10 protein-coding genes are annotated in these 14,384 nt (G+C 73.1%); 2 read left to right on the forward strand and 8 right to left on the reverse strand.

Annotated features, from left to right (window positions below):
- Positions 1-30: 30 nt before the first annotated feature.
- The 6 genes from ABZ172_RS27630 to ABZ172_RS27655 form a co-directional block, all read right to left on the reverse strand.
- On the reverse strand, positions 31-1,005 hold the full coding sequence (locus ABZ172_RS27630) for a LacI family DNA-binding transcriptional regulator (protein ID WP_356887649.1): 975 nt from the start codon (positions 1,003-1,005) through the stop codon (positions 31-33).
- A gap of 681 nt (positions 1,006-1,686) precedes the next feature.
- The gene (gene cimA / locus ABZ172_RS27635; RefSeq protein ID WP_356887651.1) at positions 1,687-3,294 is read right to left on the reverse strand and encodes a citramalate synthase; all 1,608 of its coding nucleotides are present in this window, start codon (positions 3,292-3,294) and stop codon (positions 1,687-1,689) included.
- Positions 3,295-3,998: 704 nt separating this feature from the next.
- Positions 3,999-5,102 (reverse strand): branched-chain amino acid aminotransferase, encoded by a 1,104-nt coding sequence (locus tag ABZ172_RS27640; RefSeq protein WP_356887653.1) that lies wholly within the window; start codon positions 5,100-5,102, stop codon positions 3,999-4,001.
- A 281-nt stretch (positions 5,103-5,383) separates the two neighbouring features.
- On the reverse strand, positions 5,384-6,427 hold the full coding sequence (locus tag ABZ172_RS27645; protein ID WP_356887655.1) for a 3-isopropylmalate dehydrogenase: 1,044 nt from the start codon (positions 6,425-6,427) through the stop codon (positions 5,384-5,386).
- Positions 6,428-6,566: 139 nt separating this feature from the next.
- Positions 6,567-6,695, reverse strand: coding sequence for a hypothetical protein (locus ABZ172_RS27650; RefSeq protein ID WP_356887657.1), 129 nt, complete (start codon positions 6,693-6,695; stop codon positions 6,567-6,569).
- 281 nt (positions 6,696-6,976) lie between these two features.
- Positions 6,977-7,576 carry a TetR family transcriptional regulator gene (locus ABZ172_RS27655; protein WP_356887659.1) on the reverse strand — a complete coding sequence of 200 codons (600 nt, stop codon included), beginning with the start codon at positions 7,574-7,576 and terminating at the stop codon, positions 6,977-6,979.
- A 185-nt stretch (positions 7,577-7,761) separates the two neighbouring features.
- Here ABZ172_RS27655 and ABZ172_RS27660 point away from each other — a divergent pair, with 185 nt between their 5' ends.
- Positions 7,762-10,053 (forward strand): glycoside hydrolase family 3 N-terminal domain-containing protein, encoded by a 2,292-nt coding sequence (locus tag ABZ172_RS27660; protein ID WP_356887661.1) that lies wholly within the window; start codon positions 7,762-7,764, stop codon positions 10,051-10,053.
- Positions 10,054-10,155: 102 nt separating this feature from the next.
- Here the strand turns inward: ABZ172_RS27660 and pruA are convergent, their stop codons facing one another.
- Both pruA and ABZ172_RS27670 read right to left on the reverse strand, forming a co-directional pair.
- Positions 10,156-11,787: an L-glutamate gamma-semialdehyde dehydrogenase gene (gene pruA, locus ABZ172_RS27665; RefSeq protein ID WP_356887663.1), complete on the reverse strand. Its 1,632-nt coding sequence runs from the start codon at positions 11,785-11,787 to the stop codon at positions 10,156-10,158.
- A gap of 92 nt (positions 11,788-11,879) precedes the next feature.
- Positions 11,880-12,854 carry a proline dehydrogenase family protein gene (locus ABZ172_RS27670; protein WP_356887665.1) on the reverse strand — a complete coding sequence of 325 codons (975 nt, stop codon included), beginning with the start codon at positions 12,852-12,854 and terminating at the stop codon, positions 11,880-11,882.
- A 177-nt stretch (positions 12,855-13,031) separates the two neighbouring features.
- Here ABZ172_RS27670 and ABZ172_RS27675 point away from each other — a divergent pair, with 177 nt between their 5' ends.
- Complete coding sequence (locus ABZ172_RS27675) at positions 13,032-14,171, forward strand: helix-turn-helix domain-containing protein (protein WP_356887667.1); 1,140 nt, start codon at positions 13,032-13,034, stop codon at positions 14,169-14,171.
- Positions 14,172-14,384: the final 213 nt, after the last annotated feature.

A 14,384-nucleotide genomic window follows, 5' to 3' on the forward strand; every position in this document is an offset into this window, starting at 1 on the left:
GGGGACGGACGACCGGCGGGGCCGGGTCCGTTACGGCGCCGAGTGGCGCACGACCAGTTCGGTGGGCAGCACGACCGGTCCGTCCGGTACGGCGGTGCCGCCGAGGTGGGAGAGCAGCAGTCGGGCCGCCGCCTCGCCCATCAGGCGCGTGGGCTGGTGCACGGTGGTCAGCGGCGGTTCGGTGTGTTCGGCCATCGGGATGTCGTCGAAGCCGACCACCGCGACGTCGTCGGGCACGCGGCGGCCGGCGGCCCGAAGGCCGCGCAGGACTCCGGCCGCGCTGATGTCGTTGTGGGCGAAGACCGAGTCGAACCGCTCCCCCCGGGAGAGGAGCAGCTCCACGGCGTGACGGCCCCCGCGTTCGGTGAAGTCCCCGTCCACGACCGGGCCGGCGGGAAGGACCGAGCGGAAGCCCGCGAGCCGGTCCCGTACGCAGCCGAAGTGCGTCGGCCCCGTGACGACGAGGGGTCTGGTACGTCCCGCGGCCCGCAGATGGCGGGCGGCGGACGCGCCCCCCTCGTGATTGGTGGTCACGACGGAGGGGAATTCCGGGTGGTGGCCCCGGTCGTCGATCAGGACGATCGGCAGGCCGGACCGGTGCAGCGCGGTCAGCTGGTCGAGGGTGTTCTCCGGTTCGACGACGACGAGTCCGTCGAAGGCGCGCGCCGACACCTGGGTGGTGAAGCGCTCGACGGACTCGGCACCCCGGTTGCAGGTGAAGAGCAGCAGGCCGTAGCCGGCCGCCTCGACGGTGTCGACGACCCCCTGGAGCACCTCGCCCATCCACGGCCAGGTCAGCGAGGGCACCAGCATCCCGACCGTGCGGCTGCTGCCGCGGGCCAGTCCGACGGCGCCCGAGCTGGGCACGTATCCGAGGTCCGCGATCACTTCACGAACGCGCGCCGCGGTCGAACCGTCCACCTCGCCCTTGAGGTTGATGACCCGTGACACGGTCGTCTTGCTGACGCCGGCCTCGCGGGCGACATCGGCGATGGTGACACGCAACGGGCCTCCAGGGACAAGGCGGGACAGGGTGGCGGGAACGGCCGTCGGTACCGGTTCCGCAACCGGTACCGGAACCGGTACCGGCGTTGCGGCTGGAGTTAACCGCGCCGGAACAGGGGCGTCAATACTTCACGTCGAGATTGGTCCGTACCCATGCCCGGAGGGCCGCCGGAAGCGCTTCCGTTCATCTCTTGAACACGTTCCGGAGCGCGACGGCCGTTCGGCGGCGGCCGGGAACCGCGGCGCCCGCGCGGGCGGTTGCGACGGGCCCGAGGGCGCGGCGGCGCCGGGCCGTCCCGGTTTCGCCGCGACGGCGCGGGCGCGCACCGGACGTACGGCCTCACGCCGGGGCCTCGTCATCGCCCCTCCCCGGACACCGCCCGGACGCGCCGGCCCGGTGCCTGGCGCACCGGGCCCCGGTTCGACGGCGGGCCTGCGCCGGGGCCGTCCACCGGAGGCGGCGGCGTGGGCGGCACCCGTCCGTCCGCGGGTCTAGGACGCGTGGACGGACGGGGTACGGGGGCGGGGGTGCAGGGGCGAGCGGGGTGCGTGGACGGGGGGCTGGAGGGGTCGGCGGACGGGATCGGTCCGGCGACGGTCCGGCGGGCGGGCGTGACCCGCCGACGGGTGCGCCCCGGGGGGTGCGTCCCCGGGGGGGCGTGTCCCGGGTACGTACGGCTCTCAGTCGGTGGGCTCGACGCCGGCCCGCAGCAGGCCGTAGGTGTACGCGTCCTCCAGTGCCTGCCAGGACGCGGCGATGACGTTCTCGGCCACGCCGACCGTCGCCCAGTCGCCGGATCCGTCACCTGTGGTGATGAGGACCCGGGTGGTGGACTCGGTGCCGGTGCGGCCCTCCAGGATGCGGACCTTGTAGTCGATCAGCTCCAGCTTGGCGAGCTGCGGGTAGATCCGTTCCAGACCGACGCGCAGCGCCCGGTCCAGGGCGTTGACCGGGCCGTTGCCCTCGGCGGTGGCGACGATCCGCTCACCCTTGGCCCAGAGCTTCACGGTCGCCTCGTTGGCGTGGGTGCCGTCGGGGCGGTTCTCTACGATGGCCCGCCAGGACTCGACGCGGAAGTAGCGGCGGGGCCGGCCGTCCACCTCGGCGCGCAGCAGGAGTTCGAAGGAGGCGTCGGCCGCCTCGTAGGTGTAGCCCTGCAGTTCGCGTTCCTTGACCCGCTCGACGACCCGGCCGACGAGCGCGCGGTCCCCTCCCAGGTCGATGCCGAGCTCCTTGCCCTTCAGCTCGATGGAGGCGCGGCCGGCCATGTCGGACACCAGCATCCGCATGGTGTTGCCGACGCGCTCCGGATCGATGTGCTGGTAGAGGTCCGGGTCGACCTTGATCGCGGAGGCGTGCAGTCCGGCCTTGTGGGCGAAGGCGGAGACGCCCACGTAGGGCTGGTGGGTGGAGGGCGTCAGATTGACGACCTCGGCGATGGCGTGCGAGATGCGGGTCATGTCGGCGAGCGCGCCCTCGGGCAGGACGTTCTTGCCGTACTTGAGCTCCAGGGCGGCGACGACGGGGAAGAGGTTCGCGTTGCCGACCCGCTCGCCGTAGCCGTTGGCGGTGCACTGGACATGGGTGGCGCCCGCGTCCACGGCGGCCAGGGTGTTGGCGACGGCGCACCCGGTGTCGTCCTGGGCGTGGATGCCGATCCGGGCTCCGGTGTCGGCGAGGACGGTGGAGACGACGGCCTGGATCTGCGCGGGGAGCATCCCCCCGTTGGTGTCGCAGAGGATGACCACGTCGGCCCCGGCCTCGTGGGCGGTGCGCACGACCGACTTGGCGTACTCGGCGTCGGCGCGGTAGCCGTCGAAGAAGTGCTCGCAGTCGACGAAGACCCGGCGGCCCTGTTCCCGGAGGTGGGCGACGGTGTCGCGGACCATCTCCAGGTTCTCGTCCAGGGTGGTGCGCAGGGCCAGTTCGACGTGCCGGTCGTGGGACTTGGCGACCAGGGTGATCACCGGGGCTCCCGAGTCCAGGAGCGCCTGGACCTGCGGGTCCTCGGAGGCCTTGCCGCCGGCCCTGCGGGTCGCGCCGAACGCGACGAGCTGGGCGTGCGCGAAGTCGATCTCCTGCCGGGCACGGGCGAAGAACTCGGTGTCACGGGGGTTGGCACCGGGCCAGCCGCCCTCGATGAAGCCCACGCCGAAGTCGTCCAGATGCCGGGCGATGGTCAGCTTGTCCGCGACCGTCAGGTTGATGCCTTCACGCTGCGCACCGTCGCGCAGGGTGGTGTCGAAGACGTGGAAGGTGTCGCCGGGGGCCGTGGCCTTGGTGGTCATGCTGATCTGACTCCTGTCGGGTGAGCGGATCCGGACGAATCGGCTCCACTTGCCCCCATCATCTCGCGTGCCTCGCCCCGGTCTTGGTGTGGACCGGAAAACGAAAAAACCCCTCGCGGGTGCGAGAGGTCTGCGCGCGGGTCTGGGGCACGGTGTCCGTTCCGTACGTGGTGATACGGGACGGTCACTGCGGACCGGCGCGCCTGCTGCCGATAATCATGGCGTACGAGGACACACACGCAGTCTGGCACAGCGGTGCCACCGGGTCCCGGCCCGTCTCAGGATGCGGGCGTGACGTCCGTCGCAGGGCGACCGGCCCGCGGAGGCGGGGGGACGGCGCGGCACGGCGCCCGTCGGCCGGTGGGCGGCTCCCCCGGGTGGGCCCGGGACGGTGCGACTCCCCGGCCGGGGCCGGGACGGCGGCTCCTCGGGTGGACCGGAGCGGCGGCTCCCCGGCCGGGTCCGGCGAGTCCCCGGTGGGCCCGGGACGGCCGAGCCGCGCCCCGGGTGCGGGGCGCGGCCGCCGTGACCGGGAGCGCCGACCGGACCCCGCCGCACCGGTACCCGGGCCCCGGCGGGACCCGGGGCAGGGCCGTGAGGAGCGCCGGGCCCACCGGGCGGCCCGGGCCCGCGCGCAGGACCGGCACACGCGTCCGGCACCCGGGTCGGGCGGCCGGGCCCGGCGGGGCTGCCGCCCCGACGCCCTAGCCGAGCTCGTGCATCCAGCCGTGGGTGTCCTCGGCGATGCCGCGCTGGATGTCCAGCAGGCGCTCGCGCAGCTTGAGCGTGACCTCGCCGGGGGTGCCGTCGCCCTGGACCCACGCGCCGTCCGCGGACTTCACGGTGCCGACGGGGGTGATGACGGCGGCGGTGCCGCAGGCGAAGACCTCGGTGAGGGTGCCGTTCTCGGTGTCGGCGCGCCACTGGTCGATGGAGACGCGGCCCTCCTCGGAGGCGTAACCGAGGTCGCGGGCGACCGTGAGGAGGGAGTCACGGGTGACACCGGCGAGCAGCGAGCCGGTGAGGGAGGGGGTGACGATCCGCTTGCCGCCGTCCTCCTGCTCGTACACGAAGTAGAGGTTCATGCCGCCCAGCTCCTCGACCCACGTGTGCTCGACGGCGTCGAGGTAGGCGACCTGGTCGCAGCCCTGCTCGGCGGCCTCGGCCTGGGCGAGGAGGGAGGCGGCGTAGTTGCCGCCGGTCTTGGCGTCGCCCATGCCGCCGGGGACGGCGCGGACCCGGTCCCGGGAGAGCCAGATGGAGACGGGCTTCACCCCGCCGGGGAAGTAGGCGCCGGCCGGGGAGGCGATGACGAGGAAGAGGTACTCGTTGGCCGGGCGGACGCCGAGACCCACCTCGGCGGCGATCATGAACGGGCGCAGGTAGAGCGACTCCTCGCCGCCGTGGGCCGGGACCCACGCCTGGTCCTGCCGGACCAGGACGTCACAGGCCTCGATGAAGGTCTCGACCGGCAGCTCCGGCATCGCGAGCCGGGCGGCGGACCGCTGGAACCGGGCGGCGTTGGCCTCGGGGCGGAAGGTGGCGACCGTGCCGTCGGGCTGCCGGTACGCCTTCAGCCCCTCGAAGATCTCCTGCGCGTAGTGCAGCGTCATGTTGGCGGGATCCATCGACAGCGGCCCGTACGGCACGAGCTGGGCGTCGTGCCAGCCGCGCCCCTCGGTCCAGCGGATCGTCACCATGTGGTCGGTGAAGTGCCGGCCGAAGCCGGGGCTGGTCAGGATCGCCTCGCGCTCCGCGTCGGACAGCGGGTGGGAGGAGGGCTTGAGCTCGATCGTGGGCGTCGTCATGAGTGCGTGTCCTTCACCGGTCTTGTGTGTGAGGGACCGCGCTCACGCCCGCTCCCGCCCGGTCCGCACCGGGCAGGCAGGAGGACGTCCGAGCTCCGCCGCGAGCCGCGGTCCCGCGTTCGATTATCTCCCGGGGGCGGCTCTGTACGAAATGACGTGTTTGCGGCGACGCTCGCGCGACGCGGGAACGCGGTCCTGAGGTCGATGGTGGCACCCGGAGACCACGAGAAGAAGCCGCCGGGTGCGTTGCGACCCGGCGGCTTCGAAAGGGAGTCGTCGGATCAGCCCGCTACGCGTACCGCGAGCGCGTCGCCGATCTCGTCGGTGGTGCGCGGCTGCGCGCCGTCACGCTCCGCGAGGTCGGCGGAGACGGCCTCCTCGATGCGCACGGCCTCGGCCTCGTAGCCGAGGTGGCGCAGCAGGAGGGCGACGGAGAGGACCGTGGCGGTCGGGTCGGCCTTGCCCTGGCCCGCGATGTCGGGCGCGGTGCCGTGCACCGGCTCGAACATGGACGGGAAGGCGCCCGTCGGGTTGATGTTGCCGGAGGCGGCCAGGCCGATGCCGCCGGTCACGGCTGCGGCGAGGTCGGTGAGGATGTCACCGAAGAGGTTGTCGGTGACGATGACGTCGAAGCGCTCCGGCTGCGTGACGAAGAAGATCGTCGCCGCGTCGACGTGCAGGTAGTCGGTGGTGACCTCGGGGAACTCGGCCGCGACCTTGTCGAAGGTGTTCTTCCACAGGTGGCCCGCGTGCACCAGGACGTTGTTCTTGTGGACCAGCGTCAGCTTCTTGCGGGGGCGGGCCGCGGCGCGTGCGAAGGCGTCCCGCACGACACGCTCGACACCGTAGGCGGTGTTGACGCTGACCTCGGTGGCGACCTCGTGCTCGGTGCCGGTGCGCAGGGAACCGCCGTTGCCCGTGTACGGACCCTCGGTGCCCTCGCGGACGACGACGAAGTCGATCTCCGGGCGGCCGGCCAGCGGGGTCGCGGTGTTCGGGAAGAGCTTCGACGGCCGCAGGTTGATGAAGTGGTCGAAGGCGAAGCGCAGCTTCAGCAGGAGCCCGCGCTCCAGCACGCCCGAGGGGACGGACGGGTCGCCGATGGCGCCGAGCAGGATGGCGTCGTGGCCCCTGAGGGCTTCGAGCTCCGCGTCGGGGAGGGTCTCACCGGTGCGGTGCCATCGCCGGGCGCCGAGGTCGTACTCCCTGGTCTCCAGCTTCACGTCCTGCGGGAGAACAGCGTTGAGAACCTTGAGGCCCTGGGTGACGACCTCCTGGCCGATACCGTCGCCGGGGATCACTGCGAGATCGATGCTGCGAGACATACCCGGAACCCTAGCCCTCCGTCCCACCCCATGACACTCGGCGTCCACGATGCGGACATCCGGGCTTCCGCACGGAAGCCGGCCGCCACGGGGTGGGACCGGGCGTCACGGGGTGGGAACGGTCACGGCGAGGCGGGGGTCAGTGGCCGGTCGAGCCGCCGTTGTCCCGGCGGTCGAGAGCCCGCTGGAGGGCCGCGGCGGCGTTCTGGCGCTCCGACTCGGCGGAGCGGGAGCTGTGGCGGACGCGACGGGCGGTGGTCTGTGCCATGGGGGATCGACTCCTTGAGATCGCTTGGATGTCGGGACCGGGGCTCCGCACGAGGGGTGCCCTGATCGGCTTTCGAGCGCCTGAAGGGGCGGGGAGCGGATGCCCGCAGGGATTGCCTGCGCCGGGCACACTCACGCACACCGGCCGCTGGATCAGCGGCTCGTTCGGCTCGTCCCACGCTAGGACAGCTCGGCCCGTCTGTCTCTACGGATACTCGGACTTCCTACTATCTGAGACGGCGGCGCCGGAGAGGCCCGCGCCGGCCGCCCCCGCCGGGACCCTCAGAGCTCCGTGGTCAGCTGGGCCTCGATGTGTGCGCGCAGGACGCCGGCCATGTCCGTGGTCCGGTCGCTGAGCAGCCACTGCACCTGGAGCCCGTCCATGAGGGCGATCAGCTGCCGGCCGGCGGGACCGGGAGCGACCGCGTCGCGCAGCGCGCCCTCCCGGCGCGTCTGTGCGTAGGCGAGCCGGGCGCCCGCCACCGAGTTCTCGTAACGGCGCACGAAGTACGCGTGGGCGGGGTGGTCGGCGGCGGTCGCCTCGGCGGAGACCACCGAGAACAGCTCGACGATCCCGCGCCGCCCCGCGTTCAGCGCGGCCAGCTCGACGAACCGCCGCAGCCGCCCGACGCCCGTGGTGCCGCCGAGCGACAGCCACGCGTCGTCCACCTCGTCGCGGTGTTCGAGCACCGCGAGCAGCAGCGACTCCTTGGTCGGGAAGTGGTGCAGCAGTCCGGTGTGCGAGAGGCCGCACCGGGTCGCGATCACCCGCAGCGACGCACCCCGGTACCCGGCCTCGCCGAACAGGGCCATGGCCTGGTCGAGGATCTCCCGCCGCTTCGCGCGGCCCTTCGCGTAGCCACGCGGCGCTTCGGCCGTCACTCGCCACTCTCCCGGTCCGCCGGCGTCGCTGCGCCGGGCACGTCGGTGGGCCCGGCTCGCGTCCGGTGCCCCGAGGGACCGGACTCCGTGGATCCGCGGAGGTGGAGCGAATCCCCGGAGATACTTACCAGGTGGTCGGTATCGACTCTATGGTGAGGGCGAACCGTGTCGCGAAAGGACCCCCCGTGTCCCCCTCCCTGCCCTACCTCGACCCCGCGCTCCCCGTCCCCGAACGGGTCGACGACCTCCTCGGCCGCATGACCCTGGCCGAGAAGACCGGCCAGATGCTCCAGCTGAACGCCAAGGACGGGGTACGCCACGCCATCGAGGACCTGCACGCGGGCTCGATCCTGCACGCCTCCCCCGAGCGCGTCCTCGAAGCGGCGGCGCTGACCGAGCGGACCCGGCTGCGCGTCCCGCTGCTGGTCGCGGAGGACTGCATCCACGGCCACTCCTTCTGGGAGGGCGCCACGATCTACCCCACCCAGCTCGGCCTCGCCGCGACCTGGGACCCGGAGCTCGTGGAGCGCGTCGCCCGGGCCACCGCCGTCGAGGTCGCCGCGACGGGCGTCCACTGGACGTTCTCGCCGGTGCTCTGCATCACCCGGGACCTGCGCTGGGGCCGGGTCAGCGAGACGTTCGGCGAGGACCCCTTCCTGATCGGCGAACTGGCCTCCGCGATGGTCCGCGGCTACCAGGGCGAGGGACTGGACGACCCGACGGCGGTGCTGGCGTGCGCCAAGCACTTCGCGGGCTACTCCGAGACGCAGGGCGGCCGTGACGCGAGCGAGGCCGACCTCTCGCGGCGCAAGCTGCGCTCCTGGTTCCTGCCCCCGTTCGAGCGGGTCGCCCGGGAGGGCTGCCGCACGTTCATGCTCGGCTACCAGTCGATGGACGGGGTGCCGATCACCGTCAACGACTGGCTGCTCAACGAGGTGCTGCGCGGCGAGTGGGGCTACACCGGCACCCTGGTCACCGACTGGGACAACGTGGGCCGCATGGTGTGGGAGCAGCGGATCTACGCCGACCACACCCAGGCCGCCGCGGCGGCCGTCCGGGCCGGCAACGACATGGTGATGACCACCCCGCAGTTCTTCGAGGGCGCGCAGGAGGCCGTCGCCGCGGGCACGCTGGACGAGGCGGAGATCGACGCGGCGGTGCGGCGCGTCCTGACGCTGAAGTTCGAGCTCGGCCTGTTCGAGAACCCCCGCCACCCCGACACCGTCCGCCAGGCGGAGGTCATCGGCAGCGCGGAGCACGCCCTGCTGAACCTCGAAGCGGCCCGCCGCTCCCTGGTCCTGCTCACCAACGACGGCACCCTTCCACTGGCCGGCGGGTTCACCGCGGGCCGGGACGGACGCGCCGTCGCCGCGGCGGGGACGGCCCCGCGCAGGATCGCCGTCATCGGCCCCAACGCGGACGACGCGCAGACCCAGCTGGGCGACTGGGCGGGGTCCTCCGGCCAGACGGACTGGCTGCCGGACGGCCACCCCCGCGCCATGATCCGGACGGTGCTCGACGGGTTCACCGAGCACGTTCCGGACGGGTGGGAGGTCACCTTCGCCCGTGGGGCCGAGATCCTGTCCGTGGGCCCTGACCCCGAGGGGGCGTTCTTCCCGGACGGCCAGCCCCGCCCGGACGTGGTGGTCCCCGCGGAGCCCTCCGGGGCCCTGATCGCCGAGGCGGTCGCCGCCGCCGAGGCCGCGGACCACGTCGTCGCCGTGGTGGGCGACCGCATCGAGCTGGTCGGTGAGGGGCGTTCCACCGCGACCCTGGAGCTCGTCGGCGACCAGGTGGCGCTGCTCGACGCGCTCGCCGCGACCGGCAAGCCGCTCGTGGTCGTGGTCATCAGCTCCAAGCCGCTGGTGCTCCCGCCGTCCGCCCTGGGCGCGGCCGCGGTCGTGCACGCCTTCAACCCGGGGATGCAGGGCGGCCGCGCGGTGGCCGAGGTGCTGCTGGGCCTCGTGGAGCCGTCGGGCCGGCTGCCGGTGTCCTTCGCCCGGCACGCGGGTCAGCAGCCGACGTACTACAACCAGATCCGCGGGCAGCACGGCGCCCGCTACGCCGACCTCACGCAGCGTCCGGCGTTCGTGTTCGGCGAGGGCCTGAGCTACACGACCGTCGCCTACGCGGACCTGGAGGTGCTCACCGCGGACGTCGGGGAGAGCGACACGCTCCGGGCCCGGGTCACCGTCCGCAACACCGGCGCCCGGCCGGCCCTGGAGACGGTGCAGGTGTACGTCAGCGACACCGTGACGTCCGTGACCTGGGCCGAGAAGGAGCTGAAGGCCTACCGCCAGGTGCCGCTCGCCCCGGGCGAGACCCGCGAGGTGCTGCTGGAGCTGCCGGTGTCCGCGTGCACCCTCGTGGACGCGGCGGGCCGGCGGGTCGTCGAGCCCGGCGCGTTCGAGCTGCTGGTCGGCCCGTCCTCCGCCGACGACGCCCTCCTGCGGGCGGGCTTCACCGTGAAGGGCTGAGCCGCGCGGCGGGTCCGGACAGCACTCCGCCTCCCGGGCGGCGGGGGGAACCGGCCGGGAGGCGGAGTGCGGGGCGGGGCGCCCGGTGGGCGCCCCGGGGCGTCAGCCCTGGTGGGGGTAGGTGTACTCGGTCGGCGGGACCAGCGTCTCCTTGATGGCGCGGGTCAGCGTCCAGCGCTGCAGGTTCTGCGGGGCGCCCGCCTTGTCGTTGGTGCCCGAGCCGCGGCCGCCGCCGAAGGGCTGCTGGCCGACGACGGCGCCGGTCGACTTGTCGTTGATGTAGAAGTTGCCCGCGGCGTAGCGCAGCTTGTCCATCGTGTACGCGGCGGCCGCACGGTCGCCGGAGATGACGGCGCCGGTCAGCGCGTAGTCGGAGACCGACTCCATCTGCTCCAGCATGGCGTCGTACTTCTCGTCCTCGTAGACGTGGACGGCGAGGATCGGGCCGAAGTACTCGGTGGTGAAGACCTCGTTGGCGGGGTCGTCGCACACGATGACGGTCGGGCGGACGAAGTAGCCGACCGAGTCGTCGTAGGTGCCGCCGGCGACGATCGTGCAGGTCGGGTCGGCGGCGGCGCGGTCGATCGCGGCCTTGTTCTTCGCGAAGGAGCGTGCGTCGATGACGGCGCCCATGAAGTGCGTCAGGTCGGTGACGTCACCCATGGTGATGCCGTCGACCTCGGCCGCGAACTCCTCCTTGAAGCCCGAGTTCCAGATGGAGGCGGGGACGTAGGCGCGGGAGGACGCGGAGCACTTCTGGCCCTGGTACTCGAAGGAGCCGCGGGTCAGCGCGGTCTTCAGGACGGCGCGGTCGGCGCTCGGGTGCGCGACGACGAAGTCCTTGCCGCCGGTCTCGCCGACGAGCCGCGGGTAGGTGCGGTAGGAGGCGATGTTGTTGCCGACCGTCTTCCACAGGTGCTGGAAGGTGGGGGTCGAGCCGGTGAAGTGGACACCGGCCAGGTCGCGGTGGTTCAGCGCGACCTCGGAGACGGCGATGCCGTCACCGGTGACCAGGTTGATGACGCCCTTGGGCAGCCCGGCCTCCTCCAGGAGCTGCATCAGCAGCACGGCGGCGTGGGTCTGCGTCGGGGACGGCTTCCACACCACGACGTTGCCCATGAGGGCGGGCGCGGTGGGCAGGTTGGCCGCGATGGCGGAGAAGTTGAACGGCGTGATCGCGTAGACGAAGCCCTCCAGCGGGCGGTGGTCCATGCGGTTCCAGACGCCCGGGGAGTTGGCCGGGGGCTGCTCGGCGAGGATCTGGCGCGCGTAGTGCACGTTGAAGCGCCAGAAGTCGACGAGCTCGCAGGGGCAGTCGATCTCGGCCTGCTGCGCGGTCTTGCCCTGGCCGAGCATCGTGGAGGCGGCCAGCGTCTCGCGCCAGGGGCCGGACAGCAGCTCGGCGGCGCGCAGGATGATGGCCGCGCGGTCGTCGAAGGACATGGCGCGCCAGGCCGGAGCGGCGGCGAGGGCCGCGTCGACGGCGTCCTGGGCGTCCTGCTCGGTGGCTCCGGCGAAGGTGCCGATGACAGCCTTGTGGTTGTGCGGCTGCACGACGTCGACGCGCTCGCCGCCGCCCATGCGCTTCTCGCCGCCGATGGTCATCGGCAGGTCGATCGGGTTCTCGGCGAGCTCCTTGAGCTTCGCCTCAAGACGGGCGCGCTCCGCGGTGCCGGGGGCGTAGGAGTGAACCGGCTCGTTGACCGGCGCGGGGACCTGGGTGACGGCGTCCATGAGTGCCTTGTCTCCTTGGTTGAGGTGGGTGGTCGGCCGGGCGGGTCGGCCCTGGTCCAGCCGGGGTGCGGCCCTGGGGTCAGGAGCCTCGGTCAGCCCTTGGTGAGGACGGAGCGGCCGAAGAACAGCAGGTTGGCCGGCTTCTCCGCGAGGCGCCGCATGAAGTAGCCGTACCAGTCGGTGCCGTACGCCGTGTAGACGCGCATCCGGTGGCCCTCGGCCGCGAGCCGGACGTGCTCCTCGCTGCGGATGCCGTACAGCATCTGGAACTCGTACTCGTCCAGTTTGCGCCCGGCCCGGCGTGCGAGCTCCTGGCCGATGGCGATGAGACGGGGATCGTGGGAGCCGATCATCGGGTAGCCCTCGCCCTGCATCAGCGTCTTCAGGATGCGGACGTACGCCTTGTCGATCTCCGGCTTGCTCTGGTACGCGACGGAGGCGGGCTCCTTGTAGGCGCCCTTGACCAGGCGGACCCGGCTGCCCGCGGCGGCGAGGCGGCGGGCGTCGGCCTCGGTGCGGAAGAGGTAGGACTGGATCACGCAGCCGGTCTGCGGGAAGTCCTTCCGCAGTTCCTCGTGGATGGCGAACATCGAGTCGAGGGTGGTGTGGTCCTCGGCGTCCAGCGTGACCGTGGTGCCGATCGCGGCGGCGGCCTCGACGACGGGGCGCACGTTGGCGAGGGCCAGCTCGTGGCCGCCCGGGAAGGCGGAGCCGGAGGGTGCTCCGGCGGCGCCGGCGACGGACGCCGGGAGGGCCTGGCCGAACATCGACAGCTTGACGGACATCTCGGCGCGGGTGCCGAGCCCGAGCTCCTTCAGACGGCCGACGAGCTCCAGGTAGGCGTCCCGCGCGGCAGCGGCCTGCTCCGGGGTGGTGATGTCCTCGCCGACGACGTCGAGGGTGACCTCCAGGCCCTTGTCCGCCGCGTCCCGGACGACCGGGACGACCTGGTCGACGCTCTCACCGGCGATGAAGCGGTCGACGACCTGCTTGGTGCCCGGCGCGGCCGAGATGAAACGACGCATCCTGTCGCTGCGTGACGCGGCGAGAATCACGGGACCCAGCACGGGGCACCTCCACGAAGTACGAACGAGACCGGACCGGGACGGACGTGAACGGACCGGGACGGCACGGAGAACCACTGTGAAATCTAGGGACCGCCGTCGGGGCGTGCCATCGACAGCTGTCACGCATCCGTGCACTGGATCTCAGACATATGTCTGAAGGGGTGCGAGAATGGCCGGGTGAAGGGCGATTACCAGGAGCTGGTCGACGAGATCTCCGCGCTGCTCAACGCCCCCGCGACCTTGGAGAACCGGGATTTCGGGCTGGTCGCCTTCGGGGCCCACGACAGCGACGACGACACGGCGATGGACCCGGTCCGCACCCGCTCGATCCTCACCCGGCGCTCCACCCCGGCGGTCCGCGCCTGGTTCGAGGGCTTCGGCATCACCCGGGCGACGGGCCCGGTCCGCATCCCCGCAGCCCCGGAGGCCGGGGTCTTCCGGGACCGCGTCTGCCTCCCGGTACGCCATCGGGGTGTCGTCCTCGGTTATGTGTGGCTGCTGGACGCCGATCCGGGGCCGACGGACGGGCAGCTGGCGGCGGCGATGGACGTCGCCGCACGGATCGGCGCCCTGCTCGCCGACGAGGAGCGGGCCGGCGCGGACCTCTCCCGGGAGCTGGGCGCGGTGCTCGTCGCCGGGCGCGGCTGGCAGCGCGACATGGCGGTGTCCGCACTGCGCGAGGCCCTCGGCTCCGGTGCGGAGGGCCTGCACGCGGTGGTGTGCGTCACCCCCTGGGAGGGCGAGCTCCCGTCCGCGCGCACGGTTCCCTCGGCGGCGGCTCTCGCCGCGGTGGCCGTGCCGGGGGCCCGGGCCCTCGCCGCTCTGGTCCGGCTGCGCTCCCCCGAGGCCCTCGACCCGGCGACGACGGCCGCGCAGCGGCTGCGTGCCTCCGCCGGGCCCGCGGCGACCGCCGGCCTCGCCGCCCCCCGCCGGGGTCCGACGGAGCTCGCGGACGCCTGGCACGAGGCTGTGTCCGCGGCCCGCGCGGCCTCGGCGGAGTCCCGCTTCGGCCCGGTCGCCGACTGGTCGGCGATCGGCCCGTACCGGCTCCTGGCCGCCCTGCCCCGCACCGAGGACTCCGCGCCCGACCGGGCCGTCCGCACCCTGCTCGCCCCCGCCCACGCCGAGCTCGCCCGCACCGCCGAGGTGTTCCTCGACCGGGCGGGCCAGGCGAGCCGCACCGCCGCCGCGCTGGGCATCCACCGCCAGACGCTCTACTACCGCCTCGCCCGGGTGCAGCAGCTGACCGGGCTCGACCTGAACGACGGCGAGGACCGGCTGCTGCTGCACATGGCGCTGAAGGCCGCACGGCTGTGACCCGGCGCGCGGCCCCTCGCGGCGTCCGGGCCGCGGGCCCACCGTGCGGCGGCCTCACCGCGTCCGGCCGCGGGCTCCGGGCGCCCGGACTCCGTACGGCCGCCCCTGAGGCCCGCCGCGTCACCGGGCGGGTAGCGGCTCTCCGCATCCCCGTGCGGCCCGCCCCCGGAACCGCGAACGGCCGCGCCCGGCCGACGGATCCGGGATCCGTCG

The sequence above is a fragment of the Streptomyces sp. NPDC006296 genome, from assembly GCF_040613235.1.
Classification (GTDB): Bacteria; Actinomycetota; Actinomycetes; order Streptomycetales; family Streptomycetaceae; genus Streptomyces.

Bases quoted from the DNA above. Each gene is read 5' to 3' on its own strand.
- cimA (WP_356887651.1), bottom strand. From the start codon at position 3,294: ATGACCACCAAGGCCACGGCCCCCGGCGACACCTTCCACGTCTTCGAC.
- pruA (WP_356887663.1), bottom strand. From the start codon at position 11,787: ATGGACGCCGTCACCCAGGTCCCCGCGCCGGTCAACGAGCCGGTTCAC.
- ABZ172_RS27645 (WP_356887655.1), bottom strand. From the start codon at position 6,427: ATGTCTCGCAGCATCGATCTCGCAGTGATCCCCGGCGACGGTATCGGC.
- ABZ172_RS27650 (WP_356887657.1), bottom strand. From the start codon at position 6,695: ATGGCACAGACCACCGCCCGTCGCGTCCGCCACAGCTCCCGCTCCGCC.
- ABZ172_RS27640 (WP_356887653.1), bottom strand. From the start codon at position 5,102: ATGACGACGCCCACGATCGAGCTCAAGCCCTCCTCCCACCCGCTGTCC.